General features: G+C 71.6%; 12 protein-coding genes and 1 pseudogene. 5 read left to right on the forward strand and 8 right to left on the reverse strand.

The window, feature by feature from the left end; translation table 11 throughout:
* Nucleotides 1–49: 49 nt before the first annotated feature.
* Nucleotides 50–736 (forward strand): hypothetical protein, encoded by a 687-nt coding sequence (locus tag QC282_RS27415; RefSeq protein WP_279552256.1) that lies wholly within the window; start codon nucleotides 50–52, stop codon nucleotides 734–736.
* 302 nt (nucleotides 737–1,038) lie between these two features.
* Here the strand turns inward: QC282_RS27415 and QC282_RS27420 are convergent, their stop codons facing one another.
* From QC282_RS27420 to QC282_RS27430, 3 genes are all read right to left on the reverse strand, one after another.
* Nucleotides 1,039–2,115: an NADH:flavin oxidoreductase/NADH oxidase gene (locus tag QC282_RS27420; RefSeq protein ID WP_279552257.1), complete on the reverse strand. Its 1,077-nt coding sequence runs from the start codon at nucleotides 2,113–2,115 to the stop codon at nucleotides 1,039–1,041.
* A gap of 226 nt (nucleotides 2,116–2,341) precedes the next feature.
* The gene (locus tag QC282_RS27425) at nucleotides 2,342–3,475 is read right to left on the reverse strand and encodes an amidinotransferase (protein ID WP_279552258.1); all 1,134 of its coding nucleotides are present in this window, start codon (nucleotides 3,473–3,475) and stop codon (nucleotides 2,342–2,344) included.
* Nucleotides 3,476–3,590: 115 nt separating this feature from the next.
* Entirely contained in the window at nucleotides 3,591–4,397 is an 807-nt protein-coding gene (locus QC282_RS27430; RefSeq protein ID WP_279552259.1) for an NAD(P)H-dependent oxidoreductase, read from the reverse strand.
* Nucleotides 4,398–4,496: 99 nt separating this feature from the next.
* Here QC282_RS27430 and QC282_RS27435 point away from each other — a divergent pair, with 99 nt between their 5' ends.
* Nucleotides 4,497–5,420, forward strand: a complete 924-nt coding sequence (locus QC282_RS27435) for a helix-turn-helix transcriptional regulator (RefSeq protein ID WP_279552260.1) — start codon at nucleotides 4,497–4,499, stop codon at nucleotides 5,418–5,420.
* 222 nt (nucleotides 5,421–5,642) lie between these two features.
* On the opposite strand, the gene QC282_RS27440 is transcribed toward QC282_RS27435, so the two are convergent.
* The 3 genes from QC282_RS27440 to QC282_RS27450 form a co-directional block, all read right to left on the reverse strand.
* Nucleotides 5,643–6,158, reverse strand: a complete 516-nt coding sequence (locus tag QC282_RS27440) for a DinB family protein (protein WP_279552261.1) — start codon at nucleotides 6,156–6,158, stop codon at nucleotides 5,643–5,645.
* A gap of 331 nt (nucleotides 6,159–6,489) precedes the next feature.
* Entirely contained in the window at nucleotides 6,490–7,134 is a 645-nt protein-coding gene (locus tag QC282_RS27445; protein WP_279552262.1) for a hypothetical protein, read from the reverse strand.
* 360 nt (nucleotides 7,135–7,494) lie between these two features.
* Nucleotides 7,495–8,631: an MFS transporter gene (locus tag QC282_RS27450; protein ID WP_279552263.1), complete on the reverse strand. Its 1,137-nt coding sequence runs from the start codon at nucleotides 8,629–8,631 to the stop codon at nucleotides 7,495–7,497.
* Between the two features lie 159 nt (nucleotides 8,632–8,790).
* Between QC282_RS27450 and QC282_RS27455 the strand changes: the two genes are divergently transcribed.
* Together QC282_RS27455 and QC282_RS27460 are read left to right on the forward strand one after the other, a co-directional pair.
* The gene (locus QC282_RS27455) at nucleotides 8,791–9,396 is read left to right on the forward strand and encodes a TetR/AcrR family transcriptional regulator (protein ID WP_279552264.1); all 606 of its coding nucleotides are present in this window, start codon (nucleotides 8,791–8,793) and stop codon (nucleotides 9,394–9,396) included.
* A 65-nt stretch (nucleotides 9,397–9,461) separates the two neighbouring features.
* Nucleotides 9,462–9,672, forward strand: a pseudogene (locus QC282_RS27460) (IS1182 family transposase); the annotation flags it as partial.
* Between the two features lie 141 nt (nucleotides 9,673–9,813).
* On the opposite strand, the gene QC282_RS27465 reads toward QC282_RS27460, so the two are convergent.
* Nucleotides 9,814–10,476, reverse strand: a complete 663-nt coding sequence (locus tag QC282_RS27465) for a lysophospholipid acyltransferase family protein (protein WP_279552265.1) — start codon at nucleotides 10,474–10,476, stop codon at nucleotides 9,814–9,816.
* Nucleotides 10,477–10,684: 208 nt separating this feature from the next.
* Nucleotides 10,685–11,221, reverse strand: coding sequence for a DUF2269 domain-containing protein (locus tag QC282_RS27470; protein WP_279552266.1), 537 nt, complete (start codon nucleotides 11,219–11,221; stop codon nucleotides 10,685–10,687).
* Between the two features lie 342 nt (nucleotides 11,222–11,563).
* Between QC282_RS27470 and QC282_RS27475 the strand changes: the two genes are divergently transcribed.
* Nucleotides 11,564–12,253: a glycoside hydrolase family 11 protein gene (locus QC282_RS27475; protein ID WP_279552267.1), complete on the forward strand. Its 690-nt coding sequence runs from the start codon at nucleotides 11,564–11,566 to the stop codon at nucleotides 12,251–12,253.
* Nucleotides 12,254–12,280 lie beyond the last annotated feature (27 nt).

Consider the following 12,280-nt stretch of genomic DNA (forward strand, 5'->3'; position numbering starts at 1 on the left):
CACTTGCGCGTGGCCGCGCCGAGGCACCACCGCGAGGAAGGTCAGCATCATGTCCGAGAACACCACGGCCGCCGGCGACCTGGCATCGCAGTACGCCGCCCAAGTCACCGGCGACCTGGACCGCAACGTCAAGGAGCAGGAACGTATCAGCGCGGAAATCGCCGCTCTGCAGGAGCAGTTGGCGACTCTGCAGCAGGACCACTCCGTGCTGGTGAACATGCAGCAGGCCCTCGGTGTGACCCCTGCCCCGGTGCAGTCCGCGCCCGCCACGGTGCCCGCGCCCAGGACGAAGGCCGCCCCCGACCGTGCCAGGAAGAGCACGCGCGCGAAGAACACGAAGACCACGAAGACCACGAAGAAGGAGACGACTGCCGCGCCGGCCCCGGCGAAGTCGCAGCCGAAGTCACAGCCGAAGTCCGGGAAGCCCGCGGCGGGCAAGACCCCGGCCACCGCCGCGAAGACCGCCGGGCCCACCCTGGTCGAACTCGTCCGCGCGCACCTCGCCGAGCAGGGCGAACCGCGTTCGGCCGCCGAGGTCGCCACCGCGCTGGGCAAGACGCACGCCGACCGGTCGTTCAAGACGACGGTCGTGCGCAACACGCTGGAGAACCTGGTGGCCAAGGGCCAGGCCCAGCGCAGCAAGCAGGGCAACTCCGTCTTCTACACCGCCCCCGAAGCGGCGGAGCGGAAGGCCGGGGCCCCGTCCGAGGAGGCACAGCCCGAGCGGTCCGAGTAACGGTCTGGCGCACACCGGTCGGGCCCGGGCCGGGGTTCACCTCACTCGCCCGCCGCCACACCCCCGGCGGCGACACCCGGCGTGACGAACCCTCATGCGGCGGGGTGTGACACCCGAGGGCTCGGCCCGCAGGCTCAGCTGTCCGGGCGGCCGGTGGGGGTGACGGGCCGCGTCACGCGGCCGGTCACGTCGAGTGCGGCTGCGGTCCCCGGGAGGGTGAGGGGGCCGGCTCCTCCCGCACACACACCCCCGGCGACGCCGGGCCGGCACCTCCTCGGCGCGGTGGTCGACGGCCGGGCAGGTCAGGGGCGCCAGCCGTACTGCGGGGGGATGCGCACGTCGCCGCCGAGTTCGCGGGCCGCCCGTCGTGCCCAGGTGGGCTCGCGCAGCAACTGGCGGCCGACCAGGACCGCGTCGGCCTCGCCGGCGGCGAGGATCTTCTCCGCCTGCGCGGGGTCCGTGATCTCGCCGACCGCCGCCACCGGCATCTCCGTCTCGCGCCTGACGCGGGCGGCGAAGGGCACCTGGTAGCCGGGGCCGACGGGGATGGTCACGCCGGCCGCGTTGCCGCCGGTGGAGACGTCCATGAGGTCCACGCCGTGCTCGGTCAGGACGCGGGCGAGGGCGACGGTCTCGTCGTCGGTCCAGCCGTCGTTCCCCAGCCAGTCGGTGGCCGAGACGCGGAAGAAGACCGGAAGGTCGTCCGGCCAGACTTCCCGTACGGCGTCGACGACCTCGACGGCGAACCGGATGCGGTTGTCAAAGCTGCCGCCGTAGGCGTCGGTGCGGCGGTTGCTGTGCGGGGAAAGGAAGTTGCCGATCAGGTAGCCGTGGGCGCCGTGGATCTCGACGACCTGGAATCCGGCGGCGAGGGCGAGCCGGGCCGAGGCCCGCCACTGGTCGAGGATCTCGTGGATCTCCTCGACGCTCAGCTCGTGCGGGACCTTCAGGCCCGGATACGGCTCCGCGCTGGGACCGAGCGGCTGCCAGCCGTGCTCCTCCGGTCCGACCGGGCCGTCGCCCTTCCACGGCTGGCTGGTGGAGGCCTTGCGGCCGGCGTGGGCGAGCTGGATGCCGGCCACGGTGCCCTGGCTCTTGAGGAACTGGGTGATCCGGCGCAGGCCACCGGCCTGCGTCTCGTTCCACAGGCCCAGGTCGTGGGGCGAGATCCGGCCCTCGGGCGATATGCCGGTGGCCTCCAGGACGATGAGCCCGGTGCCGCCTGCCGCGCGGGCGCCGTAGTGCTGGAGGTGCCAGTCCGTGGCGACGCCCTGGGACAGGCCGTCGGGGGCCGCGGAGTACTGGCACATCGGCGGCATCCACACGCGGTTCGGGATGGTCACGGATCGCAGGGTGTACGGCTCGAACAGGGAACTCACACGAAACTCCGGGCGGTCGAGGTAGCGGCGGCCCGAGCCGCCGCCTGACGTTGCACGAGGAGATATTAACACCACGCACATACCCGCACCAGCAATAGCCTGCGCCTGCAACTATAGGGGTGTGGTGGGACGACCGGGCGCCCGGCATGCCGGGCGCCGCCGGACTGCCCTGCCGAGCGCCGTCACCGGGCTGCCGGGGGCGCGGGCCGGTCGCGGTGGCCGGGGGTCAGTCGCAGTAGCTTTCGAGCGTGCCGCGGCGCCGGACGTCGAGCGTCGCGCAGTGGAACGAGCCGCCGAACGGCGCGTAGTGCAGCAGGTCGCACGGGATGGGCTCGAAGCCCCACTTCTCAAGGGCGCGCAGCATGCCGGTGTGATGCCGCTCCGCGATGACCCGCTTCTCGTCGACCATCAGCACGTTCATGCTGAGCCACCTGCCGCACATCGAGGTGACTTTCAGCAGGCGGTCGTCGATCGGATCGGGCTCGGGGGCGACCAGGATGTCCCACGACCGCAGGGCCTCGGGCAGCCGGTCGACGTCGATGTACTCCGGGTTGACCAGGGCCTTGCCCGGCGCGAGCAGAACGAACGTCGTGTCGATGTGCATGGGGGTGCGGCAGCGGCTCTCGATCTCGTGGATGCGGTAGCCGGGCCCGAGGTGGCGGCGCAGCCAGTCGATGCCCATCCGGTTGGTGACATTGCTCCGCGTGACGAACAGGTCGCGTCCGGCGCGTACGAAATCCGCCGCGTCGAAGACCGGCTCGAATTCCGTGAGGATGTAGCGCATGGGCTCGCCGGCCCCGGGGACGCGGAAATCCCGTTCGAACAGTTCGTCGGTGAGCTGCGGTTTCGGGGCCGCCGTCCAGCGCGCGCCCCGCCGGAAGTAGTCCTTGAGGATCTCGCGATAGGAGTGGGTCTCGAAATACCGGCACGGCCACGCCATCGGCGTCTCGATGATCTCGTCGCCGACGACGAGCATGCTGTCGCGCGGACAGGTGTTGCAGAAACCGCGCGACGACCAGTCGGGGGTGCTGAAACGCTGCTTGTGGTCGACCGCGTCGGGGCGCCTGACCGTGACGCCGAGGGACTGGAGCAGCGCGACGAACTGGTCGAGTTCCCGCTGAGCCCGTTCGACCATGACGCGCGGGTACTTGAGGCCGGCGGCGAGGCCCTGCAACCTCGCCGCCCAGTCGGGGATGTTGCAGGTCACGACCGGGTGGCTGGAAGGGATGGTCGCGCCGTCGAGACGACCGACGACGATCTCTTCCAGCGGGTCCCATTCGTTGTGTGAACGGACCGGCGAACCGAGCGGTTCAGCGGCACGAGAAGTCGTCGGAATGCCGGGCCTCTCCACTGCCGTCATGCTCAACCACTTTCGACGCGGAATCCTGTCACTCGACCTGTTCACAGTGTTGCCTGAAGTGATGTGTACCGCCTGCCGAGGCCGTCCGCAATGAGAGGGCCGCGACCCGTCGCATTCACGCCTGCCGCGGCCCCCGCGGGTGGACGTGCAGGTTCAGACCGGTCGTGCCCGGCGTTTCCCTGCCCGGCAGCAGCCTCATGCCGTGGTCGTAGTCACCGCCGTCGAGTGTGCGGTACGGGACCGGGTCGTCGGTGAAAAGGCCGTCGAGCCGGTGGCCGTAGTCCCGGACGGCCGCGGCGAATTCCGGCTGCGTCGTGCTGACCGTGCCGTACAGCGCGAACGGGGCGAGGGGTGTCATGCCGGTGAACCAGAACAGACCGTGTTGCAGGGGGTGGAGGACCTCGGCGAGGTCCCCGTGGATTCCCCGGTCGGAGAACGCCGACTGCCGGGCGCCGACCGTGGTGGACAGCAGCGCGCGCCGCCCTCCCAGCGCGCCCCCGGTGTAGGGCGGGGGCACGGAGGGGCCGTACGCGAATCCGTTGGTGAACACTCTGTCGATCCAGCCCTTGAGGATCGCCGGCACGGAGAACCACCACATCGGGAACTGCAGGATCACGGCGTCCGACCAGCGCACCTTCTCCTGCTCGGCCACGACGTCGGCGGTGAGCCGGCCCGTCAGTGTGGCCCGCTCCTGGCCGGCCAGGACGTCGAGGCGCTCGTCCGCGGTGTGGTCGGGGAAGTCGTCGGCGTCCACCGTCGCCTTCCACTTCATGGCGTAGAGGTCGGACACCCGCACCTCGTGCCCGGCCGCCCGCAGGTGCTCCACCGCGAAGTCGGTCAACGCTGCGTTGAGCGAACGGCGTTCGGGGTGGGCGCCGACGACAAGGATCTTCTTCCGCTGCTGCGGCACGACTTCGGTCATGGCACAACGCTCTCCCGGACCCGCGTGGCCGAGCCAGCACCCTCCTCGACCGGCGGAACGGCGGTCCTGGTACCGCGAGGGCCACCCATACTTGAGGCCATGAACGGTGTTGACCAGAGCGAGCACACGGACGGGCCGGCCCACCGCACCCGGGCCGGCGGCGGCATCGACGGCGCCGGCCCTGCCCCCCGCGTCGACGGCGTCGGCGACACCCGGCGCGCCCTCGGCAGCTTTCTGCGTGCCCGCAGGGGGCGGGTCGCTCCGGAGCACGTCGGTCTCGCCGGCGGCGGGCGGCGGCGCGTGCGGGGGCTGCGCCGCGAGGAGTTGGCTCAGCTCGCCGGGATCAGCGTGGACTACTACGTACGTCTTGAGCAGGGGCGGGCCACGCAGCCGTCGCGCGAGGTGCTCGACGCGCTCGCCGGGGCGCTCGGGCTGGACGCGGCGGAGCGGGCGCACCTCGCCACGCTGGCCGGTGCCCGCCGCGAGCCCGCGCCCAAGGCCCGGGTCGGCCCCGTGCTCCGGCGCGTCCTGGACGCGATGTCCGGCCTCCCGGCCTTCGCCACGAACCACCGGCTGGACGTGGTCGCCTGGAACGGCGCGGGCGCGGAACTGATGGGCGGCCTGGGCGACCCGGGCCGCCGCGACCGGAACAACGCCCGGTTCCTCTTCCTGGATCCGGCGTCCCGGTTCCTCCACCCGGAGTGGGAGGACAGGGCGGCCGAGGCGGTGGGCCAGTTGCGGGTCTCCGCGGGGCGCTACCCCGACGACCGGGAACTGGCGGCCCTCATCGCCGAACTGTCCGAGCACAGTGCCGACTTCCGGCGGATCTGGGCCACCGGTGAGGTCGTGATGTGTGCGGCGGGGCGCAAGCGGCTGCGGCATCCGGAGGCCGGGATGCTCACCCTGGACTTCGAGACCCTGCACGTTCCTGCGGCGCCCGGGGAGACGGGTCTGGTGGTGCACGTGTTCAGCGCCGAGGAGGGCAGCGAGGACGCGGCGGCCCTCGGCCGACTGACCCGATGAGGGCGCAGCCGCGGAAGCGGGGGCGGGCGAACCGGGCACGACGACGGAAAACGAAGGCCCGGTCGACCCGGCCAGTCCGTGCACAACCGCCGGCGGGCGAGGGAAGAACCCTCAACCACCACTCCCCTGCGCAAGCGCCGGTCACACGGTCCGCGGACTTGAGCGGCACCGTCGCCGTTGCCTCGATCCCGCTCCGACTCCGGGCCCCACGTGCCGGATCGGTCAGTAGTAGCCCTTCGTGCCGTCGAGCAGCTCCCGCACGATGTCCGCGTGCCCGGCATGCCGTCCGGTCTCCTCGATGAGGTGGACGAGCATCCACCGGAGATTGGCCTTGCCCGAGTGGTGGCCGGAATGGCGACCGACGTCGTCCAGGGAGGCCGCGGCCACGATCTCGTTGCTTCGCGCGCACTGGGCCTCATAGCTCGCGAGCAGCTGCTCCAGCGTGACGCCGTCGGTGCGCCAGTTGGCGTCCTCGTCCCTGTCGACGAAGGACGGGTTCCGCGTCTCGTCTCCGCCGAGGAACAGCACCTCCAGCCAGGCGTGCTCCACCCATCGCATGTGGCTGACGAGCCCGGCCATCGTCATCGCCGGCGAGGTCGGGATGACGGAGCGGTGCGCGTCCGCCTCGCTCAGCCCTTCGCATTTCCACCGCAGGATCTGCCGCTGGAGATCCAGCCAGCCAATGAGGGCGGTGCGCTCGTCGGCCTGGAAAGGGGGACGTTCAAGTGAAGGGGGCATGTCTGCGGACGCTAGCGTGCCCGGTCGTCGCCTGTCGCCAGGTTTTCGGCTGCGGCCGTGAGGTGCTGACCTACCGGCACGACGCGCGCGCCGGTGCGTTCGGCGAGGCGGGCCGGGCCGCGTGGGCGGCGCGCGGGTCGTTGCGGTGCACGCGTATGTGCCCTTGGCGGGCGAGGACGCTGCCGAGGGGACGCGCCACAGACGTCGGCCGCGCCCGGACCGCGGCCGACCGGCGGCCGCCATCACGACCGGCCGGACGCCGAGCCCGCCGAGGGCCACGTCCGCGGCGGTTCCGGGGCGGCCGGTCGCTGCCTGCGACCGGTGGGTCCGGTCAGTGCCGGGACTTCACCGCGATGGCCTGTCGCAGGAAGAGGGCGTGGCGGTCCAGCGCATCGAGTGCCGCGTCGGGGTCGGGCTCGGCTTCGAGTTCCTCGTCGTCCTCGTAGGGCGTCAGGCGCACGGCGGCCTCGACCGTGTTCCGGTCCCAGGCGCCCGCGCGGACCGCGGTCAGGAGGGCGGCCAGCGCGTCCCGGTCGCTCTCGCCCTCGGCGACTTCGCCCAGGGCGATGTCGGCCTCCACCAGGAGGTGCTGGTCGTCGACGACGTGGGCGACGACGCGACCGGGGACGCCGACGGCGGGCGCCCAGGAGGTTTTGTCCCAGTGGGCCGCTCCGCTGAAGGTCAGGTCCGGTTCCCGGTCGAAAGGCGCGGGGAGCTCCGCCGGCCCCAGCGCGGCGCGGATGTCCTCGTGGGTCAACTGAAGGGACTCGTGGTCCCGCGCCACCAGCAGGGGCGCGGACCCGGACAGGTCGAGGACGAACGAGCTGCCGCCGCCGTCGTCGTAGGCGGCCCGGTCCGGCTCCGGCGCGTACCGGGGAGGCAGATCCGTCACCGCGGAGAACGCTGCGTGGAAGGCCAGCCCCGCGGCGATGCGGCCGGGCGAGGGAATCGATGACCAGTCCTTGTGCGCACTCATGCCGCAGATCGTCGCACCCGCCACTGACAGGGCCTGCGCCGACCCGGATCCGCCCCTGGCCGGCCGGCTCGACGAGGTCTTCGCCGGGCGGCCTCCTCCGGCAATCTCCGTCTGCGCGGTCCGAGTCCGTCACCGTGCGCCGTCCGTCACCGGCCGCCGCGTCCCACCTGCGCGGACGGCCCGGTTCGACGCCCCTCTGTGGCAACGGCTGGGAGCGTGTCTCAGTAACCGGCAATCAGGCCACGCCTGGAGCCCGACACAATGCGACGCTGACTGGCGTGCCGCCGCCGGTACACCGGCGGCGCGCCAGTAGGCGCCGTTGTGGCTACGCGTCCCCGGTGGGCTCTGAGAAGGGCTCGGTCATCGCAAGGCGTCGTTGGTGCGGGCAGTCCGGATCGCCAGGGCGGCGAGCAGGGCGCAGGCGCCGCCGAGCCACAGCACGCCCTGGAGGGTGAGCGAGTCGACGATGACGCCGCCGACCAGCGCACCGAGGCCGATGGACAGGTTGAACACCGCCACCCACAGCGAGGAAGCCGCTTCCACCGCCTGCGGGGCGGCCTTGATCATCCACGTCTGGAGGCCCACGGACACACCGCCGTAGGACAGACCCCAGACGATCAGCAGGATGACGCCGCCGACCGCGGTCTGGCCCAGCAGCAGGAACAGCGGCATCGCGACCGCGAGGGCCACGGAGATGACCAGCACGCTCCGGTGCACCCGGCGGGAGAGCGCCGAGCCGGCGACGAAGTTGCCGATCATGCCGGCCGCACCGAACCCGAACAGCAGCGGACCGACGTAGCGCTCGTCGATCCCCGACAGCTTCTGCAATGCCGGGCTCACGAACGTGTAGGCGGCGAAGTGCCCGAACACGATCAGCACCGTCGCGATGATGCCGACGCGCACACCCGGATTGCGGAACTGCTCCATCAGCAGCTTCGGCCGGATGACCTGCGAAGCGACCAGCCGCGGCAGCACCACCAGCAGGGCGATGAGGGTGACGAGCGCCAGGGCGCTCAGCGAGGAGAAGGCAATGCGCCAGCCGGTGAGGTCACCGACCAGGGTGCCGAGCGGGACACCGAACACGTTCGCGGCTCCGACGCCGCCGAAGATGACCGCGGTGGCTCGCGGCACGTCCGCGGGGGCGACGAGCCGGACGGCCAGGCCGCTGGCGACGGCCCAGAAGCCGCCGATCGCGATACCGACCAGCACCCGGGAGCCCACCAGGACGGCGAAGTTCGATGCCAGGGCCGAGGCCAGGTTGGAGACGGTCATCAGGGCCATCAGTCCGAGCAGCAGGATGCGCCGGTCCATGGCCCCGACGAGCATCGGAACCAGCGGCGCCGCGAACGCGGCGACGATGCTGGGCACCGTCACCATCAGCCCCGCCGTCCCCTCGGAGACCGACAGCGCGGACCCGACGGAGGTCAGCAGACCGATCGGCAGTTGCTCGGCGGTCACCAGCAGGAAGGTGCCCAGAGCCACCGCGGAGACCGCCATCCAGCGACTTCTCTCGGGGGCCTGTGGTTCCTGCGCCGGGGTGGGGGTCTGTTCTGCGGTCGTCAACGGAGCCTCCTTCAACAATTCGGGAGCGCTCGCTCCCGAATTGGGGACACTAGTATGGGAGCGATCGCTCCACAAGTTGGGTAAGGTGAACACATGGCACGCCCCCGACAGTTCGACGAGAAGAACGCGGTCACGTCGGCGACCGAGCTGTTCTGGCGACGCGGTTACCACGCCACCTCGGTGCGCGACCTGGGTGACGAGCTGAAGCTCACGCCCAGCAGCCTGTACCGGACGTTCACGGACAAGCACACGCTGTTCCTGCGCGCCCTCGACCACTACCGGGCCACCAAGTCCGCTGAGGCCCGGCAGCGGCTGGACGCGGCGGACCATCCCGTTCGGGAGGTGCTGCGGGAATGGATGCTGTGGCTGGTCACCTGCCCGGCCGACGGCACGCCCGGCCGCGGGTGCTTCGTGGTCAACACCGCCGCCGAACTCGGCACCACCGACGAAGAGGTCCGTCAGCGGACCGAGGCCGCCTTCGAGGTCACCCGGCAGGCCCTGCGGTCCGTGCTGGCCGAGGGCCGTGACCGTGACGAACTGTCCGCCGGCCTCGACATCGACGACGCCGTGGAGCTGCTGTTCACCACGGTGCTCGGCCTGCGGTTGCGGGAACGCGCCGGCCACGACGTCGAGCGTCTGACCACCGCGATCGATCTCGCGATCCGCGCCTTGGGGCCCACGCCCGCGGAACCTGCCTGACGGCACCGGGATGTGCCCGGAGCGTGTCGCGGTAACCGCAACCCGCGTGTGTCTGGTGATCACTCGAGCAGGCCCTCGTCGACGCCGGCTTCTGCTCCGAGACGAACCTCGAAGCCGCAACGGAACGCCAACTGAACTGCCCCACTGACACGTTCATCTCCTCCTGCGCGGCGAGGACGGCGCCCGCGGCGAGTGGCGCCTGCCGGCCGCCTGCCACAACCTCGCAAGATCTTCCGCCACACCGGAGCCGCCGGACTGGCCGTGGCGCTCGCCTGACCGCCCACAACCGGCGCCCCCGGCGCCGATTTCCAAACCCGAGAACCACACTCCGGCACCGACAGCTCCGCGCCGAGCGGCGGACGACTCATCCCGCCGATCACGACCGCCCGGCTGCTCGCCGATTACTGAGACAGGCTTCTAGGCGGCCCACGCGGCCGGCTCCCCCAGCCCCGCCGCCGCCGTGCGCCACGCTGCCGTCACCGCGCCGTGTGCCTGTGCCGTGCGGGCGGCGCGGTCGCCGGTCGGTGTCAGCGGGGCGCTCACGTGGACGTGCAGGCGCGGGCGGCGCAGCGGCGCGGTGGCGACGCCCGCCAGTTGCTTGGCCGTGCTGCCCGACGTGATCCGGCGGGCGCCCGCCTGGCCGACCGGCACGACGGGCGCGCCGGTGCGTTCGGCGAGACGGGCCAGGCCGCTGCGGAACGGGTGGGGCGCGGCTTCGGCGGCGTCCTTGCGTTCGGGGATGCCGCCCTCGGCGTAGATGAGGACGAGGCGTCCGGCGTCCAGTGCGTCGGCGGCGAGGTCGAGCGCGTGGGCGGCGCGCGGGTCGTTGCGGTGCACGGGTATGTGTCCTTCGCGGGCGAGGGCGCTGCCGAGGAGGGGGACGCGCCACAGACCGGCGGCCGCCATGACGACCGGCCGGACGCCGAGGCGGTGCAGTGCGGCGAGGACGACGGCGGGGTCGGCGAGCGAGGTGTGGTTCGCGGCGACGATGCTGCCCGGCGCGAGGTCGGCGTCGGCGTCCGTGGTCACGGTGAGGCGGCCGGCGATGGGCACCAGGACGTCGGCGAGGCGGCTGAGCATGTGCATCTCCCGGGTCTGGACGAGTGATGCGCATCGTGGCGCGCGGGCGGGACGGCCGGCCTGAGCGTTCCTACTCAACTTCGCCCGTCCCGCTACCCAGGAGGCTCGGGCGGGTCCGGCCCATGAGTGACGCGGTGCTCGACGGTCCGTACGTTCGCCGGGGGCGTGCCGCGCTCGTGCGCGAGCGTTCGGAGAGGGCCCCGGCGGGTCAGGCGGTCTGCCGGACACGCCCGTCGGCCGCCGGACCCCGGGCCGCCGCACGCTGCCTGCGGCCCCGGCCCGTCAGGCCCCAGGGTTTGAGGACCGAGACCGCCGTCATGAAGACGTACGCGGTCAGCGAGACGATCGGGCCGAACAGGACGTCGCCGGGGTCCGGCAGCCCTTCTCCCCCGGCGGCGGCGGTGACCGCCGCGTTCACTCCGGGGCGCAGCGCGAAGGCGGTGGCGGTGGTCGTGGCGAGGGTCAGCCAGAACTTCGTCCAGACCCACCGGTGCCTGGCCAGGCCCCAGGACGTGCCGAGCGACAGCACCAGGCCGGAGACCAGGGTGAGGAGCGCAACGGGCAGCAGGAGCCGGTCGGCGAAGAGCTTCATGGCCCGGACGGAGGCCTCCACGGTCACCGGGTCCCTGGTGGTGGTCGCGGTGACGGCGAGGGCGAGCAGCCCGAGCGTGAGCCCGAGCCAGCCGGCGGAGGCGGACACATGGACGACGAGGGTGGCCCGGCGTGCGGGTCGGTTCAGCTTCACGTCACCCACGGTGCCGGGCGGGCGCGGCGCGGGCGTCTGACGGCGGGAGTAACCCCGGCTACTCGCGGCGGCGTACCCGGCAGGCGACACCCGTCTCGCATGATCGGACACGTTCTCGAAAGTTTCGATCCTTTATGGCCGGGATCTCGAATCATCGAACCAGGCATTTCGACCGAGCGTCTCGAATCACTCGATGTTGCAGGGAATTGACCTGGGCCAACGGCGGCCGAGTCGGCAGCCCTCCCGGGAGAATTTTTCGCAACCTCTGCCGAAACTGTTGACAGTCCATCAGGCCGATCCAACACTGGCGGCACCGACGTACCCCCCACACGAGGAGGACGCATGCACGAGAACGATTCCTCTGCCCGCCGGCTCAGCCGCAGAGGATTCATCGGCGGCACCGGCGCGCTGGCGCTGGCCACCACGTCCGGGCTGATCCTGCCGGGCACCGCGCACGCGGACACGACCATCACCCGGAACCAGACCGGCACGGACAACGGTTTCTACTACTCGTTCTGGACGGACGGCGGCGGCTCCGTCTCCATGACCCTGAGCTCCGGCGGCAACTACCGCACGTCCTGGACCAATTGCGGCAACTTCGTCTGCGGCAAGGGCTGGAGCAACGGCAGCCGCAGGACCGTGCGCTACTCGGGCAGCTTCAACCCGTCGGGCAACGGCTACCTGACGCTCTACGGCTGGACGTCGAACCCGCTCGTCGAGTACTACATCGTCGACAACTGGGGCACCTACCGGCCCACGGGAACGTACAAGGGCACCGTCACCAGCGACGGCGGCACGTACGACATCTACCAGACGACGCGTTACAACGCCCCGTCCGTCGAAGGCACCAAGACCTTCAACCAGTACTGGAGCGTCCGGCAGTCGAAGCGGACCGGCGGGAGCATCACCACCGGCAACCACTTCGACGCGTGGTCCCGCGCCGGGATGCCGATGGGCAGCTTCAGCTACTACATGATCCTCGCGACCGAGGGCTATCAGAGCAGCGGCAACTCGAACATCACCGTGAGCTGAACGTGCTGTGGCGCGACGGTCGGGGAC

It is taken from the genome of Streptomyces sp. DH24 (assembly GCF_029813775.1).
Lineage (GTDB): Bacteria > Actinomycetota > Actinomycetes > Streptomycetales > Streptomycetaceae > Streptomyces.

Coding starts and splice junctions, on each gene's coding strand:
- QC282_RS27415 (WP_279552256.1), top strand. CDS start 50: ATGTCCGAGAACACCACGGCCGCCGGCGACCTGGCATCGCAGTACGCC.
- QC282_RS27425 (WP_279552258.1), bottom strand. CDS start 3,475: ATGACGGCAGTGGAGAGGCCCGGCATTCCGACGACTTCTCGTGCCGCT.
- QC282_RS27430 (WP_279552259.1), bottom strand. CDS start 4,397: ATGACCGAAGTCGTGCCGCAGCAGCGGAAGAAGATCCTTGTCGTCGGC.
- QC282_RS27435 (WP_279552260.1), top strand. CDS start 4,497: ATGAACGGTGTTGACCAGAGCGAGCACACGGACGGGCCGGCCCACCGC.
- QC282_RS27440 (WP_279552261.1), bottom strand. CDS start 6,158: ATGCCCCCTTCACTTGAACGTCCCCCTTTCCAGGCCGACGAGCGCACC.
- QC282_RS27445 (WP_279552262.1), bottom strand. CDS start 7,134: ATGAGTGCGCACAAGGACTGGTCATCGATTCCCTCGCCCGGCCGCATC.
- QC282_RS27450 (WP_279552263.1), bottom strand. CDS start 8,631: ATGGCGGTCTCCGCGGTGGCTCTGGGCACCTTCCTGCTGGTGACCGCC.
- QC282_RS27455 (WP_279552264.1), top strand. CDS start 8,791: ATGGCACGCCCCCGACAGTTCGACGAGAAGAACGCGGTCACGTCGGCG.
- QC282_RS27465 (WP_279552265.1), bottom strand. CDS start 10,476: ATGCTCAGCCGCCTCGCCGACGTCCTGGTGCCCATCGCCGGCCGCCTC.
- QC282_RS27475 (WP_279552267.1), top strand. CDS start 11,564: ATGCACGAGAACGATTCCTCTGCCCGCCGGCTCAGCCGCAGAGGATTC.